Origin of the sequence: Variovorax sp. YR750 (assembly GCF_900109805.1) — a bacterium.
GTDB classification, from domain to species: domain Bacteria; phylum Pseudomonadota; class Gammaproteobacteria; order Burkholderiales; family Burkholderiaceae_C; genus Variovorax; species Variovorax gossypii.
Genome location: NZ_FOBJ01000001.1, coordinates 247,326 through 273,337, shown reverse-complemented (window position 1 = coordinate 273,337; position 26,012 = coordinate 247,326). Strand labels below are relative to the sequence as shown.

The 26,012-nt window shown below is 69.0% G+C and carries 20 protein-coding genes; 12 read left to right on the top strand and 8 right to left on the bottom strand.

All coding sequences use genetic code 11. The features are described 5' to 3' along the window. Positions 1 to 115: 115 nt before the first annotated feature. From BMY35_RS01175 to BMY35_RS01165, 3 genes are all read right to left on the bottom strand, one after another. Complete coding sequence (locus BMY35_RS01175) at positions 116 to 613, bottom strand: hypothetical protein (RefSeq protein ID WP_093195163.1); 498 nt, start codon at positions 611 to 613, stop codon at positions 116 to 118. 341 nt (positions 614 to 954) lie between these two features. Next, entirely contained in the window at positions 955 to 2,343 is a 1,389-nt protein-coding gene (locus BMY35_RS01170; protein ID WP_093195162.1) for a DUF5666 domain-containing protein, read from the bottom strand. A gap of 14 nt (positions 2,344 to 2,357) precedes the next feature. Continuing rightward, positions 2,358 to 3,188: a DUF6502 family protein gene (locus BMY35_RS01165; RefSeq protein WP_093195161.1), complete on the bottom strand. Its 831-nt coding sequence runs from the start codon at positions 3,186 to 3,188 to the stop codon at positions 2,358 to 2,360. Positions 3,189 to 3,486: 298 nt separating this feature from the next. Here BMY35_RS01165 and fusA point away from each other — a divergent pair, with 298 nt between their 5' ends. Beyond that, a complete protein-coding gene (gene fusA / locus BMY35_RS01160) occupies positions 3,487 to 5,547 on the top strand; it encodes an elongation factor G (RefSeq protein WP_093195160.1) in 2,061 nt (686 codons plus the stop codon). A 35-nt stretch (positions 5,548 to 5,582) separates the two neighbouring features. On the opposite strand, the gene BMY35_RS01155 is transcribed toward fusA, so the two are convergent. Beyond that, entirely contained in the window at positions 5,583 to 7,832 is a 2,250-nt protein-coding gene (locus tag BMY35_RS01155; protein WP_256227942.1) for a hypothetical protein, read from the bottom strand. A gap of 434 nt (positions 7,833 to 8,266) precedes the next feature. On the opposite strand from BMY35_RS01155, the gene BMY35_RS01150 reads away from it, so the two are divergent. After that, complete coding sequence (locus BMY35_RS01150) at positions 8,267 to 8,701, top strand: DoxX family protein (protein WP_093195588.1); 435 nt, start codon at positions 8,267 to 8,269, stop codon at positions 8,699 to 8,701. Positions 8,702 to 8,915: 214 nt separating this feature from the next. After that, a complete protein-coding gene (locus BMY35_RS01145; RefSeq protein ID WP_093195159.1) occupies positions 8,916 to 10,391 on the top strand; it encodes a SidA/IucD/PvdA family monooxygenase in 1,476 nt (491 codons plus the stop codon). A 49-nt stretch (positions 10,392 to 10,440) separates the two neighbouring features. On the opposite strand, the gene BMY35_RS01140 is transcribed toward BMY35_RS01145, so the two are convergent. Further along, on the bottom strand, positions 10,441 to 11,325 hold the full coding sequence (locus tag BMY35_RS01140; protein WP_093195158.1) for a LysR family transcriptional regulator: 885 nt from the start codon (positions 11,323 to 11,325) through the stop codon (positions 10,441 to 10,443). A gap of 186 nt (positions 11,326 to 11,511) precedes the next feature. Between BMY35_RS01140 and BMY35_RS01135 the strand changes: the two genes are divergently transcribed. Genes BMY35_RS01135 through BMY35_RS01110 form a run of 6 tightly spaced genes read left to right on the top strand, consistent with a single transcriptional unit; the run spans position 11,512 to position 19,115 of the window. After that, a complete protein-coding gene (locus BMY35_RS01135; protein WP_093195157.1) occupies positions 11,512 to 12,618 on the top strand; it encodes a TauD/TfdA family dioxygenase in 1,107 nt (368 codons plus the stop codon). 4 nt (positions 12,619 to 12,622) lie between these two features. Further along, positions 12,623 to 13,588, top strand: a complete 966-nt coding sequence (locus tag BMY35_RS01130) for an AEC family transporter (RefSeq protein WP_093195156.1) — start codon at positions 12,623 to 12,625, stop codon at positions 13,586 to 13,588. Further along, complete coding sequence (locus BMY35_RS01125; protein ID WP_093195155.1) at positions 13,585 to 14,973, top strand: MFS transporter; 1,389 nt, start codon at positions 13,585 to 13,587, stop codon at positions 14,971 to 14,973. Before BMY35_RS01130 ends, BMY35_RS01125 begins: the two co-directional genes overlap by 4 nt. A gap of 32 nt (positions 14,974 to 15,005) precedes the next feature. Then, entirely contained in the window at positions 15,006 to 16,181 is a 1,176-nt protein-coding gene (locus BMY35_RS01120; RefSeq protein ID WP_093195154.1) for an ATP-grasp domain-containing protein, read from the top strand. Then, positions 16,162 to 17,427, top strand: coding sequence for an ATP-grasp domain-containing protein (locus BMY35_RS01115; protein ID WP_093195153.1), 1,266 nt, complete (start codon positions 16,162 to 16,164; stop codon positions 17,425 to 17,427). The genes BMY35_RS01120 and BMY35_RS01115 overlap by 20 nt, the downstream gene beginning before the upstream one ends. Then, positions 17,424 to 19,115 (top strand): M14 family metallopeptidase, encoded by a 1,692-nt coding sequence (locus BMY35_RS01110; protein ID WP_093195152.1) that lies wholly within the window; start codon positions 17,424 to 17,426, stop codon positions 19,113 to 19,115. Before BMY35_RS01115 ends, BMY35_RS01110 begins: the two co-directional genes overlap by 4 nt. A 16-nt stretch (positions 19,116 to 19,131) precedes the next feature. Here the strand turns inward: BMY35_RS01110 and BMY35_RS01105 are convergent, their stop codons facing one another. Next, positions 19,132 to 19,512 carry a hypothetical protein gene (locus BMY35_RS01105; protein WP_093195151.1) on the bottom strand — a complete coding sequence of 127 codons (381 nt, stop codon included), beginning with the start codon at positions 19,510 to 19,512 and terminating at the stop codon, positions 19,132 to 19,134. 30 nt (positions 19,513 to 19,542) lie between these two features. After that, positions 19,543 to 21,123, bottom strand: coding sequence for an ABC transporter substrate-binding protein (locus BMY35_RS01100; RefSeq protein ID WP_093195150.1), 1,581 nt, complete (start codon positions 21,121 to 21,123; stop codon positions 19,543 to 19,545). Positions 21,124 to 21,282: 159 nt separating this feature from the next. Here BMY35_RS01100 and BMY35_RS01095 point away from each other — a divergent pair, with 159 nt between their 5' ends. The 3 genes from BMY35_RS01095 to BMY35_RS01085 are packed head-to-tail and all read left to right on the top strand — an operon-like array spanning position 21,283 to position 24,992. After that, positions 21,283 to 22,266 (top strand): ABC transporter permease, encoded by a 984-nt coding sequence (locus tag BMY35_RS01095; protein WP_093195149.1) that lies wholly within the window; start codon positions 21,283 to 21,285, stop codon positions 22,264 to 22,266. 34 nt (positions 22,267 to 22,300) lie between these two features. After that, complete coding sequence (locus BMY35_RS01090; RefSeq protein WP_256227932.1) at positions 22,301 to 23,260, top strand: ABC transporter permease; 960 nt, start codon at positions 22,301 to 22,303, stop codon at positions 23,258 to 23,260. 1 nt (position 23,261) lies between these two features. Continuing rightward, complete coding sequence (locus tag BMY35_RS01085; protein ID WP_093195148.1) at positions 23,262 to 24,992, top strand: ABC transporter ATP-binding protein; 1,731 nt, start codon at positions 23,262 to 23,264, stop codon at positions 24,990 to 24,992. Positions 24,993 to 25,020: 28 nt separating this feature from the next. Here BMY35_RS01085 and BMY35_RS01080 read toward each other — a convergent pair whose 3' ends face one another. Next, entirely contained in the window at positions 25,021 to 25,923 is a 903-nt protein-coding gene (locus tag BMY35_RS01080) for a hypothetical protein (RefSeq protein WP_093195147.1), read from the bottom strand. Positions 25,924 to 26,012: the final 89 nt, after the last annotated feature.

The following is a 26,012-nucleotide window of genomic DNA, read 5'->3' as shown; positions in this document are numbered from 1 at the left end:
AACATATTTGGATTTCCCCCTGGTTCCGAGCGCTTCTGTAGAGGAGCGGCCGTCCTTCAGTCGGGGAGAAGTACGAGATTTGCGGGTACCCGATCAGTGCGATGCAACAAGGCCGTTATTGAGCTACCGGAGTTACACCCCGCCGCCCGACCAGCGCCGTGCGGCCCAGAGGTGTAACTCGCAGGACGACCGCCTGCCTGAACTTCTGCTGGCTCTGGCGGGCCCGGCAGGTCGGGGGAAGCGTGGCTTCGACCATGCCGGCGGCGTTCAGGACGGCCACGGAATTGATCCCGGCCGGGTCGTCGATGCGAAGCGGGAAGACCGAATTGCCGATCTTGCGCAGGTAGTCGAGTGGCATGACCGGCCACTCCTGCTCGTCGGAAGAGGCGGCGCAGCGGCCGCTTTTCAGGCTGGCGATCTCCGCGTGCCCTTCATCGGTGATGGCGAACACCACGGCGCTCTCGTACTGCTGGTAACCGAAGTGATCGAGATGGAATTCGGCTTCGACGAGCCCGGTCGCCAGCAGGACCGAGGCATTCCTGATGTCCGGGTCGGAAGTCAGCGTGACCGGAAACTTCTCATGAAGAAGCTGAAGGAGGAGGTTGAGCGGCATACATGCTCCTATCTGCACCGTATGTGCACGTCGAGCCGTGGGGGAGGAGAGACCAGCTGAAAATGCCGCCGGGGCCCCCGGTTCGCATCACCTCCTGGACGCCGCTTCAAGGCGTGTGACGACACTGCGGGCTGAAAGCCGCAGCGGTACGGATCCTGTTCGCCACGAGGTTCGGGAGCCATTTGCGGTTGAAATGTGAATTTTTCACTTTAGTGATTTCGTTGTACATCAACCGCATGCCCTTGTCGAGAGGACATGCTCCGCGAACGAAATTTCCGGGTGGATAGAGCGAGCAGAACAGGGCGCCCAAGCAATGCGGGCGCCCCCTGTGACGCGCCAGGTCAGGGCGTGAACGTCACCCGCTGAGCGATCAGTACGCCGTCGACCACGCGGTCTCCCACAACGGTCACGCGCCGGCCATTGGCCAGGTCGGAGACGGTGCCATTCTCGAAGAGGACGCCGCTGCCACTGGCGTCAACCGGCTGGCCGCGCACCCTGAAGTCGGCGGCGGAGTGGTATGCCCCGATCGCTCCGATCAGCGTGAACGACGCCGGCCCGCCAGTGCCCGGCACATTGCGAATGCGCAGCTTCTTCACCACCAGCACGCCGCCCGACATGAAGCCGTCCACCTCGACCTTCACGCCGTTGCCGAGCGAGTTCGCGGGCCCGCCGGTGATCTGCCCGTTGGTCGCGTCGACAGGCGTGCCCAGCACCTTGAACGAGCCGCGCGAGACGAAGTCGGTGATGACACCCGCCAGCTGGACGGCGATGCCGTCGCTCACCGGAATCGCGTACCAGCCCTGCACGGTCGTCGCGATGAGCACGCCGGCGGCAGGCGCGGCGGTACCCCGGACGCGCACGATGACGCCGTTGGCGAGCGACGAGGCGTTCATGCCCGAGAAGGCCGTCGTTGCGTAGTCGATCGTCAGCTGGCCGAGCGTGAAGGTCTTGTGCAGCGTGTCGAGGTTCTGCACCGTCCCCGTGACCAGGGGCGCGTTCAGCGTGGGAGCGACCTGGATGCGCGTGGCGCGCAGCGCGCCCGGTGCGCTGGGCAGGCCCCACACCTGGACGATGCTTCCCGCGCGCACGTCCGCCAGCCCGTCCGCATCGCCCCAGACGGTGGCCGAGTCGATGCTGACGACGGTACCCATCACGACGAAGCTGCCGGCCGAGGTGTCGATGCCCGAGGCCTCGCCCCGCAGTTCGGCGGCCGACTGGACCTGCGTGGCGACCCCGCTGGTGAAGTTGGCGTCGACCTTGCCGGCGACGCGCGCGCTCATGCCGATCTGCAGTTCGCTGGCGTCCTCGATGGTGAAGGTGGCGCTGTCGGTGTCGTAGCGCAGCCCGTTGAGGATGATGCTGCCCAGGCCGTCCGCCGCGCCGATGCCGGCGGCGTCGGCAGTCACGCCGGTTCCGCCCGAGCCCACGCCGGAGCCGTCGGTGCCGCTGTTGCCGGCGGTGCTCGTTCCGCCGCCCGCGCTACCGGTTCCGCCGCTGCCACCGTTGCCGCCAGTGCCCGCCCCGTCGGAGCCCGTTCCTGTTCCCGCAGCGGCATCTCCTCCAGTGCCTGCCACCGCCGCATCCCCCGTTGCAACGCCAAGACCAGCCGACAGGCCGCCGGCGCTGCTGCCGTCGCCTCCGCCACCGCCGCACGACAGCAGCAGCGCGATGAAGCCTGCGGACAGGAGGCCGAGCATGAAACGCCGCCAGGGTGTCTTGATCTTGTTCATGGCGTGGCTCGCTTTCAGTCAGGTGGTCTGGGAGGTGGCGCCGGCACGTTCTCGACGTTCTCGTCCTGGTAGTAGGTGTAGATGCCGACCCTGATGCGCCCCGTCGAGCCGGAGGGGGCGCGGTCGACCGCCTGTGTCATTTCCTGCGCCAGCTCATGGTGCAGGGCGGCCCACCGCTCCCTGACCAGCCGCTGTATCTGCTCGCATTCCTGCAGCGTGAGCCCGCGCGCGTACACCGCGCGCTCGAGCATCCTGGGCTCGTCGCCCAGTGTGTTGGAGACGGCCGCCAGCAGATGGTCGCGGCCGTTGTCGCCCAGGAAGGCGAGCATCGACTGGAGGTCTTCCACTGGCACGAAGCCGTCGGTCGTGAGTTCGACCACGCCTTCTTCCTCGCTCACCATGTTCAGGCGCACCAGCTCGTCGAGGATGGTGCGGTGATGCACGTCGCCGCGGCTGCTCATGCGTGCCACGGCCTCGAAGGAGGGCGTGGTGCTGCCTGCCGTGATGGGCAGGCGCCGGAAGGAGTCATTCTGCGTAAGCATCTGCAACCACAACGTGAAGGTCTTGGCTGCAGCCGACAGCTCGGTGTGGGGCAGGGGGTCGGAAGTGGCCCGTACCTTGGCGGTCACCGCCTTGCGGTTCAGGCCGGTCGTGATGGAAAGCTGGCTCAGGTTGGGCCTGGGCACGCCCTGGGCACGCCAGCTGCGCTGCGCCTCCTCGATCAGCAGGTCGCGCAGCAACTCCTCCAGGTGGGGATGCTTGACCCCCATCGCGAGGGCAAGCCTTACCACCGGGCGAAGAATGCGGGCACAAGCAGCGAGGGCCCAATCCAGCCGGCGTTCCATGAAAGCGAGCGCTATTCCATAAGGTACGTTTGAAAAGGGGTCCGCGGCGCATGCCGCCAACGGACGGTTTGCACACTATTGTCCTGCGCAACGGCGTTCATGTGAAAGCTTTGGACTACTGTTTAAGCCCTAGGCGGCGCGCGATCCGTCGGCCGAACGCCTTATGTCGGCCCGAAAGGCAAGGGCGCGCGCCGTGGCCTGCTTGCAACAGCCCCTTCAATCCCGTACGCTGGCCCGGCGTCCACGCACAGCAGCCGGGACCGCCGGGCCGGCCTTCCGGACGCCAAGGAGTCCAGCCATGCCAAGCCGATCGAACGGCCTCGCGGCCGAAATGGAAGCAGTGCGAACGCTGGCGCTCGTCGGCGCCGCTGCCTCCGGCAAGACCTCTCTTGCCGAGGCCCTGCTGCACAAGGCGGGTGCCATAGGGGCCTGCGGGAGCGTCGAGCGGGGCAGCACCGTCAGCGACCACGACCCGCTCGAGCGCCGCATGCAGCACTCGCTCAACGCATCGGTGATGCACCTCACCCATGCCGGTACCCGCATCCACTTCATCGACACGCCCGGGGGCGCCGACTTCCTCGGCCAGAGCCTGCCGGCGCTGGAGGCGGTCGAGACGGCGGCGGTGGTCATCAATGCCGCCACCGGCATCGAGCCGATGACGGTGCGCATGATGGAGTACGCGGCCTCGCGCCACCTCGCCCGCCTGATCATCGTCAACAAGATCGACTCGCAGGGCGTCTCGCTGGCGGGCCTGCTGGCCGACATTCAGGCGGCGTTCGGCCGCGAATGCCTGCCGCTGAACCTGCCCGACGGCGTGGGCAGGCAGGTGGTGGACTGCTTCTTCAACCGCTTCGGGCAGTCCGACTTCGGTCCCGTCGAAGCGGCGCACCGCGCGCTGGTGGAGCAGGTGGTCGAGGTCGACGCGGCGTTCGTCGACCGCTACCTCGAGGAGGGCGACGTGAGTCCGTCCGAGCTGCATGCGCCGCTCGAGCAGGCGCTGCGCGAAGGCCACCTGATCCCGGTGTGCTTCGTCTCGTCGCGCAGCGGCGCCGGCGTCGCCGAGCTGCTGGACGTGATCGTCAAGCTCCTGCCCGATCCGACCGAGGCCAACCCGCCGGACTTCCTCGTCGGCGAGGGCGCGGAGGCAAAGCCCATGCAGGCCAGGCCCGACCCGGCGCTGCACGTGCTGGCGCACGTGTTCAAGGTCACGATCGACCCCTATGTCGGCAAGATGGGCATCTTCCGCGTGCACCAGGGCACGGTCACGCGCGACAGCCAGCTCTACATCGGCGACGGCCGCAAGCCCTTCAAGGTGGGGCACCTGTTCATGCTCCAGGGCAAGGACCACGTGGAGGTATCGCGCGCCGTGCCCGGCGACATCGTCGCGGTGGCCAAGGTCGAGGAGGTCCATTTCGACGCCGTGCTGCACGACGCCGCGGAAGACAGCCACGTCCATCTCGCGCCGCTGGCGTTCCCGGTGCCGGTGCACGGCCTGGCCGTGGAGCCCAAGCGCCGCGGCGACGAGCAGCGCGCCTGGGAGATCCTCGGCAAGCTCGCGGCCGAAGACCCGTGCCTGCGCATCGAGCACGTGGTCGCGACCAACGAGACGGTGCTCTACGGGCTGGGCGAGCTTCACCTGCGCATCGTGCTCGAGCGCCTGCGCGAGGTGTACCGCTTCGAGGTCCAGACGCGCCCGCCGCGCATCGCCTACCGCGAGACCGTGACCGCGCCCGCGCAGGGCCACCACCGCCACAAGAAGCAGACAGGCGGCGCGGGCCAGTTCGGCGAGGTCTTCCTGCGCATCGAGCCGCTGGCGCGCGGCGCGGGCTTCCAGTTCGACGACGAAGTCAGGGGTGGCGCGATACCGAACCAGTTCATTCCCGCGGTCGAGAAGGGCGTGCGCGAAGTGCTGGTGTGCGGCGCGATCGCCGGCTACCCCGTGGTCGATGTCCGCGTCGTCGTGCACGACGGCAAGCACCACAGCGTCGACAGCAAGGACATCGCCTTCGCGACCGCCGGCCGCAAGGCCTTCATGGCTGCGATCCGCGAGGCCCGGCCCGTCGTGCTGGAGCCGATCGTGCAGATCGAGATCGACGTGCCCGAGCATGCCGTGGGCGACGTCACCAGCGACCTGTCGTCGCGGCGCGGGCTGGTGACCGGAACATCCACCCTGGGCGCCGGCACCGTGGCCGTCGGCGGGCAGGTGCCGATGGCCGAGCTGGCCAACTACCAGTCGCGGCTCAATGCCATGACCAGCGGCCAGGGGCGTTACACCATCGCGCTGTCGCACTACGAGGCCGTGCCGCCGAGCGTCCAGCAGACGCTGACGGACCAGTACCGGGTGCGCGACGAGGACTAGGGCTGCGGTCTTCCCGATCACGCGTTCGCCTCCGGCTACTGCCCCGAAATGGTCGTTCCGTGCTGCAGCCGCGGCGGCAGCCGGTCGTCGAGCCAGTCCATGCGCCACGCCAGCACCACGCCCATTCCGACGATGCAGACCGCGGCCAGCACGCCCGCAAGGCCGTGCCGCTCGCGGTAAGGATCGGCGGCGATGCGCTTCGCGCCCGGCGGCACGCGCGCGGTCTGCGACAGCAGCCCGCCGAGCCGCACGTTCACCTTCATGCGCCCGTTGATGGCCCATCCGCTGGCATCGAGGATCGGCCCCAGGCTTCGCTGGCGCAGCTTCAGCCAGGCGATCAGCATGCTCGGCCCTGAGATCGCGATCACGATGCCGGCGAGCGCCACCGGTATCCACTGCCCCAGGTCGATGAACTTGCCGAAGATGCCGACCAGCACCGCGCTGATGCTGCCCAGCGCCACGCCGATGGCGGCCACGGTGCCGACGTCGATGCGGCTTGCGGTCGGCGTCACGCCGGGCCGCGCCGGCGGTTTCGATGCATCCGGGGCCGCTGCCTGATCAGCCGTCGCGACCCGGCCCGCCAGCGACTGCAGCGCGCTGTGCGAACCGGCCTCGCTCGCCGCCGCGCGCTTGGCCACCTGTTCCTCGACCAGGCGAACGAACTTCTTGTACGGCGCGAAGAAGGCCTGCGCGACGCTGGTGGGGTTCTCGATGAGCTTGGTGATGGTGGCATCCCAGTCGCGGCCCTGGCGGTCGTAGAACACGCCGTTGCGCCCGGCGAAGAGAAAGTCGACGTCGCCCGCCGTGAAGGCGGCCACGATGCTCATCTTCTGCCCCTGGCGCGTGCAGTCGCAGTACGCAAGGCAGGTCTTGGCCAGCCCTGCCAGCGCAGCGTGCCGGGCCGTGTCCTGCACCTGCACCGTGAGCTCGCAGCTGCGCCCGTCGAGGTAGAGCGTACCGGCCTGGAAGATGGCGCCCTCGCGCTGGTAGAACGCCTTGAAGGACACGAAGTTGTGGAGCAGCACCCGCAGGTCGCGCTGCAGGCGCAGGAGCTTCTCGAGGTCGACCAGCAGCCGGTTGTGGTGCTCGGCCGCCTCGTCTTCGGCGATGAGCGCGAACAGTGCGTTGCGTGTCGCAAGCAGCGCGGTGACGCGATCGCGCGAAAGGCCGGCCAGTGCATTGGCCGGGCGCGCCTCTATCCAGGCTTCGCAGGGTGCGAGCCGGCGGCGCAGCGCCTGCCATTGCTCTTCCTCGAGCGCATCGCGTTCGCCCAGCAGCGGGGCCACCGCATCGCGCGCGAACACGGCCATCGCATCGGTCCAGGCAGGGTTCAGGCTGGTGCCTTGCAGCGGCAGCGAACGGTTGGGCGTGACGGGTGCCAGCGGCAGCTCGGCGATCGGTGGCGCGCCCACGTCGAGCGTATGGCTCGATAGCGCGTCGTAGGCATCGGCTGACGGGTTGAGCGCCGCCACCGCCTGCACGTCGTAAGCGGCCACGCGGCAGCGCGCGAAGAAGTCGTCGACCTTGGCCGCGACTGCCCGCATGGACTCGGTCGCGGCCAGGGTGCGCTCGCCCAGGGGAAGCCGCGCTTCCTCGTCGCCCTTGGCGTACCAATCGTGGACCGCCTTCGCTTCGGCCATGAAGGCCTCGGCACGCGCGCGATCGAGGCCGGGCCTGCTCTCGTGGCGGTCGGGCGTGCTGCCGTGGGTGCGCATCGCTTCCTCGATGGTCGCGCGCAGCCCGTCGTCGCCGGCCGTTTCGGGCGTGACCACTCCGTCGCCGTTGAAGCGCATCGATGCCAGCCACTCGCCGCGATCGGAAATGTCGGCGAGCGTCAGCGTGTTCGCATCCTTCTTGCCGAGCAGGTCGAGGATGCGCCGGCCCTCCCTGGCAAGGTCCGAGCCCGGAGAGCCTGTGTTGTCGAGGTCGTCGAGAGACAGCGCGCCGCCGCCCGCGAGCAGCACGTCGGCGCTGCGCAGCCGCTCGCAGGCCCACTGGCAGGTCGCGATGACCTCCGGCGGGCGCACGCGGCCGTCGCCGTCGGAGTCGATCAGGTCGAGCGTGCGCGGGTCGAAGTCGATGCCGCGCGTGGGGCAGGCGAGCGCGACCCAGAGCTTCTGGTCGAGTTCGGCGATGCGGGCGATGTCTTCTCCGCTGCGGAACACCACCTGGTCCACGCCGCCCGCGCGGATGAACTGCCAGCTGTGCGGCTGCCGGGGCTGCGTCTCGGTCTCGGTGCCGGGCACGCCGGCGGGGATTGCAGGGTTGGTGGAGGTGGTCGTCACTGGGCTGCTTTCCTGCGGCGCGGCACGTGTGCGTACAGCGAACGTGCAACGCGGTTTCTTCGTATGGGGCAGAGCCTAGATCGCGCGCGCCGAATGCATTGAGGACAGACGGCGCGCTGCGCTGTCGGTCTATGCCGACATCGCCAGGCGCACTCAGATGCCTTGGTTATGGCCTTATCGAAACGCTTCGTTGGTGACAGGCCCGTGAGTGGGCCGCCGCGCTGTTCGCCGTGTGGGCTGGACCGCAACTCGGGCGTCTGCGGGTTCCGTTCGCGGCGAGGGCAGGGAGGCGTGAAGGAGGTCTGAAGAAAGAAAGCGAGGGTCGAAGTGCGAATTTCGAGCTTTGGATGCAAGTGGCGCCATCACAGAATTTCAGCGCGTTCCTGTTCTTCTTTTTCCTTTCTTTCCTTCAACCTTCCATCGCTTTCACCGCCATGACCATTCCCAACACAGACCGCCTGGTTCCGCCCGCTCTCTCGGTGCTGCGCATCGTCTCGGCCTATCTGCTGATCCTGCACGGCTCGGCAAAGCTGTTCGGCTTTCCGCACGTGGCCTTCTTCGACAACCTGCAGCTCGTCTCGCTGCTGGGGGCGGCGGGCGTGCTGGAGTTCTTCGGCGGCATCCTGCTGCTGATCGGGCTGTTCACGAGGCCGGTCGCCTTCGTGCTGTCGGGGCTGGCGGCCTTCGCGTACTTCATCGGTCATGCATCCAGGGGCTTCGTGCTGGCCCCTTCGCTCAACCAGGGCGAGGCCGCGGTGCTGTTCTCGTTCGTCCTCCTGTTCATCGCCGCAGCCGGCGCGGGCCCCTGGAGCATCGATGCCTGGCGACGTCGTGCGCCGGTGGCCGGCGCCTCTGCCGCAGCGGCATAGGCTCGCAGCCCAAAGAACAAAAACGGATCAGCGTATGCGGATTCCGTGCTTCGCTTTTCGTGGCCACGCCTGAAGAATGGGGTGTCTTGCCTTCGAGGTGAGTGTCTCCTCGTCGTACCCGAAGCGACGTTCAACGGGCCCTTCGGGGCCCGTTTTTTTGCGCGCGGGTGCATCGTGAATTCATGCAACAGCTTCACAACGAAAAGCACCGCACATGAGCTCTTCATCCTCCCTCGCGAACGCCGCGAACCCTGACCACGCCGCGCAGGAAGCGCTGCGCCTGCTCGGCCCCGCGCCAGCCAACTGGGTGCCGGCCCATGCGGGCATCGACCACAACGTGCTCGTCGTCGGCGGTGGCCAGACCGGCAGCGCCTTCGCCTTCGCGATGCAGCGCGCGGGCATCGGCGGCGTGAGCGTCATCGATGCTGCTGCCGGAACCTCGCAGGCCGGCGTGTGGCTCACGCGGGCGCGCATGCACAAGCTGCGCACGCTGAAGAACCTTGTCGGTCCCGAGGGGCCGGTCACGGCGCTGGGCTTCCAGGCCTGGTATGAAGCGCGGCACGGCCAGGAGGCGTATGCCGCCATCGACCGCATTCCGCGCACGGCCTGGGCCGAGTACCTGGACTGGTTCCGGGGCATCACGGGCACCGCGGTGCGCTACGGGACGCGGCTGGTCCGCTTCGAGCCGGTGGAGGGTGGGGCGGTGCCGCATTTCCGGCTGCATCTCGAAGTGAACGGCGAGCCGCGCATCGAGACCGCGCGCAAGCTGATCTTCGCGAACGGCGTGGCCGGCAGCGGCGCGCCTTTCATTCCCGACCTGCTGGCATCGGCCGTGAGCCAGGGCCTCGCGGCCCACACAGGCCATGCGATCGACTTCGGGGCGCTCGCCGGCAAGACGGTGGCCGTGATCGGTGCCGCCGCATCGGCCTTCGACGTGGCAGCGGTCGCCCTCGAAAGCGGCGCGGCGGCGGTGCACCTGTTCGCGCGCCGCGACCGGCTGGCGGCCACGCCTGTGGCACGCGTGCGCGGCTATCCGGGCCTCTACGACAACTACCTCGCGCTGCCCGATGCCACGCGCTGGCACCATGCGGCGCGCTATCGCCGCCTGGGCACCACGCCACCGCCGGATTCGGTGCAGCGCGTGCTGAAGTTCCCGCACTTCCACCTGCACCTGTCCTCGCCCTGGCAGGGCGCGGAAGTGCGCGACGGCAAGGTGGTCGCTTCGGTGGACGACGAGAGCTTCCGCTTCGACTTCGCCATCGCCGGCACGGGCTACACGCACGAGCTCTCGCAGCGGCCCGAACTGGCCGGCATCGCCGGCCAGGTGCTGCGCTGGCGCGACCGCTTCGAGCCGCCCGCGCACGAACGCGACGACGAACTCGGCGCTGCACCGTACCTGGGCGCGGGACTCGAACTCCTGGAGAAGACGCCCGGCACCGCGCCCTGGCTGCGCGACATCCACATCTACAACCCGGGCGGCTTCGCCAGCACCGGCCTGCCGCTGGGCGACGTGCCGAGCATCCGCGGCTATGTGCCCACGGTGGTGCGTCGCATCAGCGAAGACCTGCTGCTGGCCGACTTCGCCCTGCACGAGGAACGCACGCGCGCGGAGGTGCCGCCGGACTTCGACGAATCGCTCTACGCCAGCGCGATCTGGCAGGCCGGCGCGAGGCAGCGGCTCGCGGCCTGAGGCCCGCCGATGTCCCCGGCTTGCCAGGAGGCAACAGGACTGTCGCGCCTCAGAGCGGCGCGACCGGCTCGCGTGCCGAGCGGCGCAGCTCCTGCATCAGCGCCCGGGCTTCGACGCCGGGCTGCCATTCCTCGCGGTACACGAAGTAGCTCGTGGCCGGCGCCAGGTCGCGCGGGCGGTAGGCCTGCAACTGGTAGGACTGCGCCTGGTTCTCCACCAGCCTGCGCGGCACCACCGCAATGCCCATGCCCGCCGCCGCGCAGCCCAGCACCGCTCCATAGGTGCTGAACGACAGCACCCGGGCGCAGGCGATGCGCCGCGATTCGAGCCAGCGCTGCGCCATGGTGCGATAGGGGCAGCCTTCGCGGAAGGCGATCAGCGTCGGTGCATACACGGGCGCCTGCGCCAGCAGTTCCGCCGGGTCTTCCTGCGCCACCACCACGAGCGGCTCGTCGAAGCCCGCCTCGTAGATCAGGCCCGCGCGTTCGTTCACGCGTGCGGTCACCGCGAGGTCCAGCCGGTGCTGCAGCAGCATCTGCGACAGCGCGGGCTCGGCTTCCACCTCCAGCTGGAGCTCCAGTTCGGGGAATGCCTGCCGCATGGCGGCCAGTGCGTGCGGCAGGTGCATGGCGGCCGTGCTTTCCATGGTGCCCACGCGCAGGCGCTGCACCGCGGGGGCCTCGGCGCGCGCGTTGGCCGCCGCTTCGTCGATGAGATCGAGGATGCGCGTCACGTAGGGCAGGTAGCGCTCCCCGGCCTCGCTGAGCTGCAGCCGCTTGCCCTGGCGGTTGAACAGCGGCACGCCCAGGCGCTGTTCCATCTGCTTGAGCCGCGTCGTCACGTTGGACTGGGCGCAGCCGAGCACGTTGGCCGCCTTCAGGGCACCGCCTTCGTCCACCACGGCCTTGAAGGTTTCGAGCAATACACGGTCCATGGGCGACCTCTTTTCTCCAGATTCAGCGGAAAGTAATAAATCTGATTATCGGATATGGAATATCAAATAGATTCGTTTTTGAGATAAAAAATCGCCAATAGCCTCGCGTCAGCGTCAGCAGACCCAACCGCTGTCCCATCGTGACGCGCCTTGCCGCGCGCCTGTCGACACACTCAAGGAGTTTTCATGTCAGACCAAGGTTCGAGAGCCGAAGTGAGCATCACCGCCAGCGAGGCCGAGCAGATCCGTCAGGTGCTCGGAGACCTCGACTACGACCCGGCAGGGAGTTCGGCCTACATCGGCGAGCTTCGCCGGCGCGTCTATTCCGGTTTTCCGGAACGCCTGGTGCGGCTGCTGGAAGTCATCAAGTCGTCCAACAGCGCCGCCTATGCCTACCTGGTGGTCGACAACCTGCCGATCGACTCCGGCGTGAGGGGCAGCCCGCAGTTCGGCGAGACCGGGCGCCAGTTCAAGGACGGCGTGCTCAGCGAGAACCTGCTCGCGGCGCTCGGCGCTGCCATCGGCGAGCCGTACTCGATCTCGCACGAAGGGCTGGAGCTGGTCAACAACCTCACGCCGCACAAGCACACGCGCAACGACTACACCGGCCTGGGCTCCGAGGTGGAACTCGACTTCCACATCGAGAACGCCGCCCAGGCCTTCATGCCCGAGGGCGACACCTCGCCGCTCGCGCTGCTGCTGCTCGGACTGCGCGCCGCGCCCGAGGGCGAGGACAGGGGGCCGTTCACGCGGGTGGCCGACGCGAGGCTCGCGCTGGCCCGCCTGAGCGACGAGGACCTGGAGGCGCTCTACGGCCGCAACTTCATCATCCGCGTGCCGTACCGCTGGCGCGGCGCCACGCCCACGCCGCGCGACAACACCGACCTGAGCCCGGTGCTGTCGGGCCCGCTGGAGCTGCCGCGCGTGACCGTGGCCTTCTACCCCGACATGGTGCTGCCTGTGAACCAGCGCGCCAGGACGGCGCTGGAGAACTTCCACCGCGAGGTGAGGGCGGTCTCCGAGGCCATCGACATCAAGCCGGGCCGGCTGGTCTTCGTCAACAACCGCTTCGCGCTGCACTCGCGCGACAGCTTCGTGCCCAGCTTCGACGCCAACGACCGCGCCTACCGCTGGGTGCAGCGCATCATGGTCACGACCAACCTGTGGAACTTCCGCTCCTTCGGCAAGCGGCAGGAGCGGGTGTTCGATCCCTTCCTGCTGCCGCGCGCCAGCGAGCCGGTACGCTCGCGCAACGCGGATGCGCGCCAACCCGCCTTGAGCGAGCAGGCCTGAGCCGATGCCGGGGCCGTTCGCCGTCCTGACCCGCAACGGCCCGAGCGTGCTGGCCGCCGGCGTCTTCCTGGGCCTGCTCGTGCCGGCGCTCGCGGACGCGGCACGCCCGCTGATGCCGGTGACCGTATTCATCTTCGTGCTCGGCACCTTGTTGCGCGTCGACCCGGCCACCGTGCTGGCGGTCGCGCGGCGGCCGGCGGTTTCGCTGGCGCTGCCGCTGTGCGCGATCGTCGTGTGCCCCGTCGTCGCGGGCCTGGCGGGCCACGCGCTGGGCCTGCCGCCGGCATGGACCCTGGCACTGGTGCTCGCCTTCTGCGCGCCGCCGGCCAGCGGCACCTCGGCCGTGGCCCGCATGCTGGGGCTGGACGCGGCCGTCGCGCTGGTTGCCACGCTGGCGGCGATGGCGCTGGTGCCGCTCACCGCGCCGCTGCTGGCGCAGTGGTTCGGGCGGGATCCGGGCGTGGCCATCCAGCCTTCGAGCCTCGCGTTGCGGCTGGTCCTGCTGGTCGGCACGGCCGAGGGCGCGGCGATCCTCGTGCGCCGGTTCGCGAAGGAGCGCCTCGCGGCCCATGCGGGCGCGATCGACGGCGTCGTGGTGGTCGCGCTGCTGGTCTTCGCCGTCGGCACGATGGCCGGCCTGCAACAGGCCATCGTGGACCAGCCGGCACTCGTGATCGCGGCCATCGCGCTGGCGTTCGCCGCCAACGTCGGCGTGCAATGCATCGCCTACCTGCTCACGCCGGGCAGCGTGCGCACCCGCCTGAATGTCGCGCTGCTCATGGGCAACCGCAACGTCGGGCTGCTGTGGGCCGCGCTCGGCGCCGCGGCGACGCCCGCCATCGCGCTGTTCTTCGCCTGCGCGCAGCTGCCGATCTACCTGCTGCCGCGCGTCATCCAGAGCCTGGTGCCGCGCCTGGAGGCGCTCAGCGAGCGCCGCAGGAGCGCACGCGAACTGAGGGCATCGGAATGAGCGCCGCAGGCAGCACTTCACTGGCCGAACTCGCACCCGCCGGGCGGCGCGCCATCGGCATCGGCTGGACCCTGGCTGCGACCAGCTTCGGCTTCGTGGTGGTGCAGCTCGACGTGACCATCGTCAACGTGGCGATGCCGCAGATCGGCAAGGACCTCGGTGCCGGCGTGACCGGCCTGCAGTGGATCGTCGACGCCTACACGCTGGCCTTCGCGGCGCTGCTGCTCACGGCAGGCTCCTTCGCTGACCGCTTCGGCAGCCGGCGCGTCTTCAGCGTCGGGCTGGTGCTGTTCGGGCTGGCCTCGCTGGGCTGCGCGGTCGCGCCTTCCATCGGCGTGCTGATCGCGGCGCGCGCGGCGCAGGGTGTCGGCGCGGCGCTGATCCTGCCGACCTCGCTGTCGCTGCTGTCGCATGCCTGCGCGGGCGACGCGGTGGCACGCACGCGCGCCATCGGGTGGTGGAGCGCCATCGGCGGCGTGGTGAGTGCCGCGGGGCCCGTGCTCGGCGGCGCGCTGACGACCGGCCTGGGCTGGCGCTCGATCTTCTTCGTGAACCTGCCGATCTGCGCCCTGGGCCTGTGGGCGGTGCGCCGCTACGTCGCCGAGACGGTTCGCGCGGCGGCCGGCCGGCTGGACGTGGGCGGGCAGCTGCTGGCCATCGTCGCGCTGTTCTTCCTCACCCATGCGGTCATCGAGGGCGGCGTGCTCGGCTGGACCGACTGGACGGTGCTCGCGGGCTTCGCCGTCGCCGCGCTGGCCGTTGCCGCCTTCGTGCGCAACGAGTCGCGCGTGCCGGCGCCGATGATCCCGCTCGGCATCTTCCGCAGCAGGGCGTTCTCCGCCGCCATCGTGCTCGGCGTGCTGATGAACATCACCTTCTACGGGTCGATCTTCGTGCTGAGCCTGTACTTCCAGCATTCGAAGGGCTACACGCCCACGCAGACCGGCCTTGCCTTGCTGCCCTTCACCGTGATCATGCTGGCGAACCTCGCGAGCGGACGACTGGCCAGGCGCTTCTCGCAGCGCACGCCGGTGATCGCGGGTTTCCTGCTCTCCGCGCTGGCGTTCGCGCTGCTGCACGGCGTGGACGCCGCCACGCCGTACCTGCGCATCCTGCCGAGCCTGCTTCTGCTGGCCATCGGCGCGGGTATCGGCACGCCGGCCCTCACGTCGCTGGTGATCGGCAGCGTGGCCTCGTCGCTGTCGGCCACGGCGTCGGCGATCTTCGGCGCGGCGCGCCAGGTCGGCAGCGCCATCGGCGTGGCCCTGTTCGGGGCATTGCTGGTCGGCTTACCCGCGCAGGTCGCGGCCGGGGCGGTGTTCGCGTTCGACCTGTCGGCCTTCCTGCGGTTGGCCGGTGCGCTGATCGCCGTGCTGTGCCTCTAGGGCCGGCGTTCCTTTTTCTTCCGGGGTATCGAATGACACGACTCATCGTGATCGGTGCGCGCAAGACCGGCACCAGCCTCGCGCTGGTGCGCGCGGCGCTCGACAGGCAGTTGCAGGTGACGGTGATCAGCGGGCCGAACGACCTGCTGCAGGGCGTGTTTCCGCCGGAGGTGGAAATCGTCAACCTGCAGACCGAGGCCGACGCGGTGGTCGCCTGGCTGCGCGACCACCATCCCGATCCTGATCGCCGGCTGCGCGTTACCACGGCCAACGACGTCTACGCGCGGCTCGCGGCGCAGGTGGCCGAACAGCTCGGCCTGCCGGGGCCGGACGCCGCCGCAGTGGCGCGCAGCGTGTCCAAGGCCAACCAGAAGGCGCTGCTGGCCGGAAGCGGCCTGCCGACCGCGAAGTTCGTCGACGGCGCGCTGTCCGACCTGCCGGCGCTCTGGGACCGCGTGGGCGCGCTGCGCTTCCCCGTGGTGGTGAAGCCGTCCGAAGGCTCGGCAAGCCACGGAGTGAAGCGCTGCGCCGATGCGGGCGAGGCCAGGCGGCACGCAGAGGCGCTGGCCGACGAGCTGCAAGCCAACCGGCGCACCGGCCTGACCGACAGCGTGATCGTCGAGGAATTCCTCGAGGGCGCCGAATACTGCGTCGAGTACTTCGACGGGCGGTACGTGGGCGCCATGCGCAAGCTCAAGCGCCGCGGCGAGGGCTTCCTGGAGCGCGGCTACACCTCCGAGCTCGACCTGGACGACACCGCCTTGCGCCGGCTGATCGACGCCGGCGCCAGCGCCATCGAACTCGCCGGCCTCTCGTGGGGCCCCGTGCACCTGGACTGCATCGTGCGCGACGGCGTGCCCTACGTGATCGAGCTCAATCCGCGCATCGCGGGCAGCTTCATCTGCGACATCGTGCGCGACGGCTACGGCTTCGACATCGTCGCCGCGCTGCTCGACAAGCTCACGGGCCGCGGCGTGGACGTGCCCGACATCTTCGCGCCGCGCTCGTACGCGCACGTCGAGTTCCTGCTGGCGAGCGACCCGCTGCCGTGGGACTTCTCGTCGCCCGGCGAGCTGCGCAACGCCGACCTCCACATCACCTACGGACCGCAACGGCTGGTCCATCGCGAGCGGCGCGCGTACATCTACGTGCGCCGCCTGTTTCAACCCACCGCAGAGAAGAGACTCCATGAAGAAGCAGTTGCTTGATACCGTGGCCATCGTCGACGGCGCCTCGACCAGCGCGCACCTGGCGCCCGCCTTCCGCTCGTACGGCGTGCGCTGCGTGCACGTGCTGAGCAGCGAGTCGCTGCCGCAGCGCCTGCAGACGCAGATCAACCCGGCCGACTACGTGCGCAGCGTGGTGCATCGCGGCGACCTGCGCCAGACGGCCGATGCGCTGCGAGACCTGGGCATCAGCGTGGTGCTGCCGGGCGTCGACAGCGGCGTCGAGCTGGCCTCCAGGCTGGCCGATGCGCTCGAGGTGCCGCTGCGCAACCCGGTGGAACTCACCGCCGCGCGGCGCGACAAGTTCGAGCAGATCGAGGCGCTGCGGCGCGCCGGCGTGCGCACGCCGCAGCAGTTCCAGTCGCGCTCGCCGCAGGAGATCGCCGACTGGGCGCGGGCGCATGCGCGCCTGCCGGTGGTCATCAAGCCCACGCGCAGCTCCGGCGTGAAGGGCGTGAAGATCTGCCGCACGCAGGAGCAGGTGGAGGAGGCGGCCCGCAACGTGCTGGCCATCAAGTCCTCGTACGACGAGGTGCAGGAGGACATCCTCGTGCAGTCGTACAGCGAGGGGCAGGAATACATCGTCGATTCCGTCTCCTTCGAAGGCCATCACAAGGTGGTCAGCCTCTGGGAGGTGGAGCGCGACCGCAGCCATTCGCCCCGGCTGGAGAAGATGCTCGTGGTCGACCACACGCAACCGCAGTACGCGGAAGTCATCGCCTACGCGGTGCAGGTGCTCGACGCCGTGGGGCTGCACTACGGACCGTCCCACCTGGAGCTGATCGTGACGGCCGAGGGGCCGACCATCGTCGAGCTGAACTCCCGCCTGCACGGCAGCCTCGACCCGCGCCTCACGACGGCCGTGACCGGCGAGAACCAGATCTCGGTGACGGTCGAGGCCTTCGTCAATCCGCAGCTCTTCAAGCAGACGCTCAACGAGCAGCCGCGCTTCAGCGGCTTCTGCGGCCATATCCTGCTGGTCTCGCCCAAGGCGGGCGTGCTCGCCAGGGACTTCGCCTGGGATTCGATCGAGCGGCTGCCGTCTTGCGTCAGCGTGAAGCGATGGGTAAAAACGGGCGACCGCCTGAACGTGACCACCGACCTGCGTACGGCGCTGGGCATGGTGGGCCTGTTCGACGCCCAGTTCGACCGGCTCACGGCCGACTGGAAATCCATCCGCCAGATCGAGCACAGCTTCTTCTCCGACCCCGAAACGCTCGCTGCATGACTTCGCTGCTCGACACCATCGTCCCTCGAGCCCTCACGCAACTGGTGCAGCGCTTCACCGCCGGGCCGGCGACGCGCGTGGAGGCCTGGCTGTTCGAGGACGAGGCGGCGCGCCGCGGGGCGGAGAAGACGCTGGCCGCGGCGGGTGTCACGGCGGTGCTGCGCAGCGCGTACAAGCCGCTGGTGCATTTCTTTCTCGAGGAGTTCGAAGGCGAAAGTCCCGGCGCGCGCGAGATCGTGGTGCGCACGCCCGCCGGCAAGGGGCAGCGCTTCCGGCTCGAGGCCTATCCGCTGGCCGGGCTGATCGGCAAGAGGAACACGCTGCGCTTCGTCGAAGGCGACGAGCTCCAGTCGGACTACATCGTCGAGGCCGGCGGCAGGCGCTGGCAGGTGTTCGCTCCGAACGACGGCACCGCTTCTCCCTGCGGTTGGCTGCGCGTCTGGCAGGGCGACGCGCTGGTGGAAGACGCGCCGCTGCGAACAGAGTTCGAGATCGCCTGCGAGGCTGCGCTCGACGCAGTGCGAAAGCACGAGTGGCCGGCCACGCTGCCCCTGTTCGACATGCTGGAGATCGACATCGCGACCACCGGGATCGAGCGGCGCCTGCCGTTCGGCGAGGAGACCATCAGCACCTTCGAGGCGCTGCACGAGGACATCTACTACGGCGTGCTGGAATTCTTCAAGGCTCGCGCGGGCCTGCCCGAGGCCGACCGCACGCTGCAGCCGGGGCAGATCGTGCCGCTGATATCACAAGCCGACGGCGACACGCGGGTGAGGGTGCGGCTTGCACGGCACCGCCGCGTCGATCCTCCCGTGGACGCCGCACTGGTGCTCGACGAGGCCGGGCGCTCGCTCGCGCCCGTGGAGGTCGAACGCATCGTCGCGCAGCTGCCGGGAGAGCCGTTTTCCGTGACCTCGTTCCAGGGCCGGAAGGTCGCCGGCGTGCATGTGCGCGGCGCGCTGCCGGGCCTGACGATCACGGCCGGGCAGCATGCGAACGAGAGTTCGGGCGTCGTCGGCGCACTGCGCGCGGCCCGCCACCTGAACACCCACCGCGACGCCCACTACGCACTGGTGCCGCTCGAGAACCCCGACGGCGCCGCGCTGCACTACCACCTGCAGGCCACGCACCCGAAGCACATGGCGCACGCGGCCCGCTACACGGCACTGGGCGACGACCTGGAGGCCCGCACGAAGCCGCCCTTCGGCGAAAAGGCCGCGCGGCTCGAGGCCATCGCTCGCACCAGCGCGCGCCTGCACCTGAGCCTGCACGGCTATCCGGCGCACGAATGGACGCGGCCCCGCGCGGGCTACGTGCCCCTGGGCGGCGAGCTGTGGACGGTGCCCAAGGGCTTCTTCCTGATCTTCCGCCGCCACCCGGGGCTGGACGGCATGCGGTTCCTGCATGCGCTCACCGAGGAGCTGCATTCCGGTTCGCCGGAGCTGGCCGAGTTCAACGCGTTGCAGCAGCGGATGTGGCATGCCCATGTGGGCGAGCTGCCGTTCGAGCGGATCAACGGCATTCCGTGCCTCGTCACGACCGACGAGCGCTCGACGGTGCCGTTCACGCTCGTGACGGAGTTTCCCGACGAGACGGTGCGCGGCGCAGCCTTCCGGCTGGCCCACACGACGCAGATGCGCACCGTGCTGGCCGCGGCGCGGCTCTACTGGAAAGGCCTGCTGGCCTGAGCCTGCGTCAGCTGCGTCAGGCGATCACCAGCGCGGCATCCACCCGACGCGCGCGGTGGTCGACGTAGTAGCCGCCGAACTCGGTGTAGCGCAGCACCAGCCGCTGGCAGGCCGTGCACCGGTACACGTCGCAGCGGTTGAACGGGAAGTGCGCCACCGAGATCGGCGCTTCGGCCGAGTCGTAGCGCGTGCCGCCGGGGTGGAACTCCTCGAAGGTCGGTTCGTCGACGCCTTCGGCGCGCAGCGTGTCGACGCGCTGCAGCAGATCGGCGGGCCAGCGGTCTTCGGCGAAGCTCTCCCAGGCATCCGCCCGATGCAGCCAGCAGCCGCAAGGGGAGACCCCGGATCGGTCGCCGGCTTCGGCGAGTTGTTTCAGTTCGTGGGCATTCAGCGGCATCTTCTTCGCGACAGGTGAAAGGAAAGGCAGTCAGCGAATATAGACGTCCGCGAAGTTCGCCTCCACGCCGTCGCCCGTGAGCGAATGGTCGTGCACCCGGCGGTTGTAGATGGTGAAGTAGGTGGGCGAGAGCAGGTTCAGGTCGGGCACCTCGACGCCGACGATGCGCTGGAACTCCTTGAAGAGGGCCACCCGCTTAGCCGGATCGATCTCGACCGCGGCGTCTTCCAGCAGCTTGTCGACCACCGGGTTGTCGTAGAAGGTGCCGTTCGAGAAGGGCACGCCCTGGCGGATGTTCTTCGACCAGTACAGGCGCTGCGAACCCACCGTGGGATCGAACAGGTTGCTGGTGCCGTTGATCGCCAGGTCGTAGTTCTGCTCGGTGTAGATGCGTTTCACGTACTGCGAGAAGTCCGTGGCGCGAATGTCGACCCTGATGCCGACCCGGCCCAGCGCCTGTTTCACGTAGTCGGCCAGGCGCTTGTGAACGTCGCTCGGGTTGAAGTCGAGCGCAAGCGTGAAGCGCGTGCCGTCGGCGCCGCGCGGAAAGCCCGCCTCGTCGAGCAGGCGCTCGGCTGTCTTCGGCGCGTAGGGGTAGGGCGTGGGGCGCGTGTCGTGGAATTCCTTGAGGCCGGGCGCGATGGGGGAATAGGAGATCACGCCGTAGCCGTAGAACACGTTGTCGCGCACCACCTCGCGGCTGACGGCATGCGCGATCGCCTGGCGCACCTTCAGCTCCTTGAGCTGCGGCTGGCGCAGGTTGAACTCCAGGCGCGTCACGTTGTAGGAATAGCTGTTGCCCTTCGTCTCGAAGCCCAGCTTCGGGTTCGCCTTCAGCCGTTCGATGTCTCCGGGCGAGACGGGCGTGCGGTAGCCGATGTCCACGTCGCCGGTCTCGAAGGCGATGGAGCGCGAGGCCGCGTCGGGAATGATCTTCACGATCAGCCTGTCGATGTAGGGCTTGGGCCTGTCCCAGTAGTCGGGATTGCGCTCGTACACGATGTGGCTGCCGCGCACCCATTCCTTGAACCTGAACGGGCCGGTACCCACGGGCGCCGAGCCGTTGGGGTTGCGCAGCACGTCGCCGCCGTTCTCGTAGAGATGCTTCGGCACGATGGGCGCTTCCGACGCGACGAAGGCCTTCAGCAAGTAGGGCGCCGGGCGCGACAGCTCGAGAACCGCCGTGTACGGGTCGGGCGTCCTCACGCGCTCCACCGGCGCGAAGGTGCTGCGGCCGCGCGGATGGTGTTCCTTCAGCAGCAGGATCGAATAGGCCACGTCGGCCGAGCTGAAGTCGCGCCCGTCGTGCCATTTCACGCCGCGGCGCAGGGTGAATGTGTAGTTCCGGCCGTCAGGACTCACCTGCCAGGCCGTCGCGAGCTGAGGCTGCGGCTTCAGGTCCTGGTCGTACTTCAGCAGGCCCTCGGTGACCTTCGCGCTGACGGCCAGCGTGGAGGAGTGCGAATGCGCGATCGACACCAGCGTGGGCGGCTCGTTCTGCAGCACCAGCGTGACCGTGCCGCCCGCCTGCGGGGCGGCCTGGAGCGCGTAGTGGGTCGCGAGCAAGGCCAGCGCGAGCAGCGCCTTGCCGATGGTTGTGATCTGGATCATCTTCGTGGGGCCGTGGAAGTCGGACCGCAATCTAGATGCGCGCGCGACGCCCGGCCAACGAAGCAAATCGGATATGCGTAGAAGGAAAGCTTCCTTCGATGCGTGAAGTCGCTCGTATAGCCTGACGGCCCGATTGACCGCCTCCTTCCAGAACCCTCTATGAACCTGCGCAGCGCAAGCCGCACGCTGGCGCGCACGGCGTGGCAGGCCGTGCCGACCGTCGTCGGCGTGATTCTTCTCAACTTCGTGCTGATGCAGTGGATTCCGGGCGATGCCGCCGACGTGGCGGCTGCCGAATCTGGCTCGGCCACCGCCGAGAGCATGGCGCAGCTGCGCAGCCACTTCGGGCTCGACCTGCCCGTGCTGCACCAGCTGGGCGCCTACCTCAACAACCTCGCGCACTTCAGCCTCGGCGTCTCGCCGCGCTACAACATGCCGGTGGTGTCGCTGATCGGCGCGCGGCTGGGCAACACGCTGCTGCTGATGGTCACGGCGCTGGCCTTCGCGCTGGCCATCGGCATCGCGCTGGGCACGATCATGGCCACGCGGGTAGGGCGCTGGCAGGACCGCACGCTCTCGGTGCTCGCGCTGCTGCTGTATTCCACGCCGGGCTTCTGGCTCGGCCTGATGGCGATCGTGCTGTTCTCGGTGCACCTGGGCTGGCTGCCCACCGGCGGCAGTGAAAGCATCGGCGCGGGCTACACCGGCTGGCGGCACGCGGTCGACGTGGCGCGGCACCTCGTGCTGCCGGCGCTGGCGATGTCGGGCTTCTACATCGCGATCTTCTCGCGCCTCACGCGCGCGGCGATGCTCGAGGTGACGCGCCAGGACTTCGTGCGCACCGCCGAGGCCAAGGGCCTGCACCCATGGACCGTCAACCTGCGGCACGTGCTGCGCAACGCGCTGATTCCGGTCACCACCGTCGCCGGCATGCACTTCGGCACGCTGCTGGGCGGCGCCGTGGTGGTCGAGACCGTCTTCAGCTGGCCCGGCCTGGGCCGCCTGGCCTTCGATTCGGTTGCGGGCCGCGACTACACGGTGCTGCTGGGCGTGCTGCTGATGTCCTCGATGCTGGTCATCGTGGCCAACATGCTGGTCGACCTGCTGCATGCCTGGCTCGATCCGCGCATCCAGGTGCGCTGAGCTTCATTTCCGATCTTCCCGACTGCGATCCCCGATGTCCGCACAGTTCCCACTCGATACCGCCATCGCGCACCCGCCGGCCCCGGCGCCGGCTCCCAAGGCCGCAACCAGGCCCGTCGTCACGGCCAAGACCGCGGTGGATGTCAGGCCGCTCTCCAGCCGCCATGCCGCGCTGCGCGCATTCGTGCGCAACCCGGCGGCGATGGCGGGCCTGCTGCTGCTGGCCTTCATGCTCGTGCTGGCGCTGGTCGCGCCGCTGCTCTATCCGGGCGACCCGCTGGACATGGTGGCGCAGCCGCTGCTGTGGCCGGGGCAGGACGCCGACTACCCGCTGGGCAGCGATTCGCTGGGCCGCGACGTCATCGCCGGCATCGCGCACGGCGCGCGCATCTCGCTCTCGGTGGGCGTGGTGGCGGCCGTGCTGAGCCTGGCGATCGGCGTCCTCGTGGGTGCCACGGCGGGCTACTTCGGCGGCCGCATCGACGACGTGCTGGTGCGAATCACCGAGCTGTTCCAGACCATGCCTTCGTTCCTGTTCGTGATCGTGGTGGTCGCGATCGGCCAGCCCTCGGTGCCGGTGATCGTGTTCGCCATCGGGCTCGCCTCGTGGCCGGTCATCGCCCGGCTGGTGCGCGCCGAGTTCCGCGCGCTGCGCGAGACCGAGTTCGTGCTGGCCGCGCGCAGCCAGGGCTTCAGCCATGCGCGCATCATCTTCCAGGAGATATTGCCCAACGCACTGCCGCCCGTGATCGTGACCACCTCGGTGCTGGTGGCCAGCGCGATCCTCATCGAGTCGGCGCTGTCCTTCCTCGGCATGGGCGACCCCAATGCGGTGTCGTGGGGCAGCATGATCGGGCAGGGCCGCGAGCTGCTGCGCACCGCGTGGTACCTCACGGCGCTGCCGGGCGCGGCCATCGTGCTGACGGTGCTCGCGCTCAACCTCGTGGGCGACGGACTCAACGACGCCTTCAACCCGCGCCTGAGGGGCCGCTGAAATGACGCTCGAACAGGTGAGCACCACCGCGCCGCTGCTCGACGTGCGCGGCCTCGATGTCTTCTTCCACGGATCGAACGGGCCCATCCAGGCCGTGCGCGGGCTCGACCTCACGCTGCAGCGCGGCGAAACGCTGGCGCTGGTGGGCGAGTCGGGCTGCGGCAAGTCGACCACCGCGCTCGCGCTGCTGCGGCTGCTGGCACCCGGCACCGCCCTGCGCGGCAGCATCCGCTTCGACGGGCGCGACATCCTCTCGCTGTCGCCGGCGGCCCTGCGCGAAGTGCGCGGGCGCGAGATCGCGATGATCTTCCAGGAGCCGATGACCTCGCTGAACCCGGTGCACACCATCGGCGCGCAGATCGAGGAGACGCTGCGCCGGCACGAGAAGCTCTCTCCCGCGGCGGCCCGCAAGCGCGCGATCGAGCTGCTCGACCTGGTGCGCATTCCCGAACCGCACCAGCGCATCGACGACCATCCGCACAATCTTTCGGGCGGCCAGCGCCAGCGCGTGATGATCGCGATGGCCGTGGCCTGCAGGCCGCGCCTGCTGGTGGCCGACGAGCCCACCACCGCGCTCGACGTGACCATCCAGGCGCAGATCCTCGAGCTGCTCGACGGCCTGCGCCGCGAGCTCGACATGGCGCTGCTGCTGATCACGCACGACCTGGGCCTGGTCGCGCAGTGGGCCGACCGCGTAGCCGTGATGTACGGCGGCGAGAAGGTCGAGGAGGCCCCCACCTCCAGGCTCTTCGCCACACCGTCGCACCCCTACACCAAGGGCCTGCTCGGCGCGTCGCTGCACGCCGGCAGCTCACTGCACCATGCCGATGCGAGGCTGCCCGAGATACAGACGCGACTCGACCCCGTCACCGGCGTGCGCGACTTCACGCTCCATGTGCCGCAACCCGCTTCGAAGGTACGGGCCCTGCCGGTTCGCGCGGCGGGGGGCGAGCCGCTGCTGTCGGTGCAGGAGCTGCGCACCGACTACCCCAGGCGGGGCGGCGGCGTGCTGCATGCGGTGGATGGCGTGTCCTTCGACATCCGCGCCGGCGAGACCGTGGGCCTGGTCGGCGAATCGGGCTGCGGCAAGTCCACGCTGTCGCGCACGCTGCTGCGGCTGGTGAACCCGACAGGCGGCCGCATCGTGTTCGACGGCACCGACATCGCCGGGCTGTCCGAGAAGGCGCTCAAGCCGTGGCGCCGCCGCGTGCAGATGGTGTTCCAGGACCCGTATGCCTCGCTGAACCCGAGGCGCAGCGTGTTCGACATCCTCGAATCGGTGCTGAAGGTGCACGGCGTGTCTGATCGCGCGGAACGCCACAGCCGCATCGCGGCCATCCTGGAGCGCGTGGGCCTGCCTGCGGACGCGGCACGGCGCTTTCCCAACGAGTTCTCGGGCGGCCAGCGCCAGCGCATCGGCATAGCGCGCGCGCTGGTGCTGCGGCCTTCGCTGGTGGTGCTCGACGAGCCTGTTTCGGCACTCGACGTGTCGGTGCAGGCGCAGATCCTGAACCTGCTGGTGGAGCTGAAGGAGGACTTCGGGCTCTCGTACCTGTTCATCTCGCACGACCTCTCGGTGGTGCGATACATCGCCGACCGCGTGATGGTGATGAGCCAGGGAAAGATCGTCGAGACCGGCAGCCACCGCGACATCTGGGACCGGCCGCAGCATCCGTACACGCGCAGCCTGATCGCGGCGGTGCCGGGGGCGGAGCAGCGCAAGGCGGCCTGAGTATTTGCTTCAGCGCGTTCACGGCGGATCAGATCCACCGCCTGACGTCGACATTGGGCAGACGCTCCAGTACAGCGATGCCTTGCTGGGCCACGCCGACCGAAAGGGTTCTGGCTTGATTCAAAAGGGCGAGCGACCGCTGGTCCACTGCGGCGTTCAGATTCGCGGCCAGCGCCCGATCGGCTCTTGCCAGTGCCATCAGCGGCCCTCTGGCATTGCCGGGCTGCAAGAGCGCGTGCGCCTGGGTGGCGGCAGCTCGCCTGCCCAAGCGGACAGCAAAGCTCCGTGTGATCGGTGCGCCGACGGACTGGAACTGGGCCTGCTGGTCGGCCGCATCGGCGATCTGTCGTTCCCGGGCGCTCATGAGCCGGTCGACGCCAAAGCCGCCGATGGGGACGTAGCTCGTCGCGTCCGAGCCGTTCAGCGAGAGGAATGCGATGCGCCATTCGATGCGCATGTCCTTTCCAAAAACGAAGGTGGCGAGTTTCGAAGAGCACCCCATCGGCAAGTACACGGGGTTGGCGCCAAGGCGCAGCTCCGACGATCCCGAGCGACCGTGGCATGGGCTCTTCGAGATGACGAGCTCGACGCAACGCAGCTGGGTCTCTGGCAGGTCGGCGCCGCGCAGCAAGGCGGGCCAGCAGGCGATGAATATCTCCTCGGCGTGATAGCCGCGCTGGTCGTTGACCTTGTTGGCAAGGCGCTGTCCCCCGTTCGGTAGATCGTTGCGCCACATGTCGGGGCGGTCTGCCGGGTGGGGGTTGTACTTGTGCTTCGGGGCATTGGAGCCCTCCGACCACAGATCGCGAAGCGTGCTGTCGTCCTCGTTGAAGCGCATGACCAGCCCCACCGTGTTCGGTCCGGCCTTGGCTTGCATGTCGTCCACCGCCTGCCGGAAGGCCGGCGTCGGCTGTATAGCGCGTTTGGGCATGTCCGCGACCCTTCTTGAACCATCGACAGCGCGGATCGTAGGGACGCGACAGCGCCACGGCCATACCCGAAAACGGGTAGGCCGGGCTC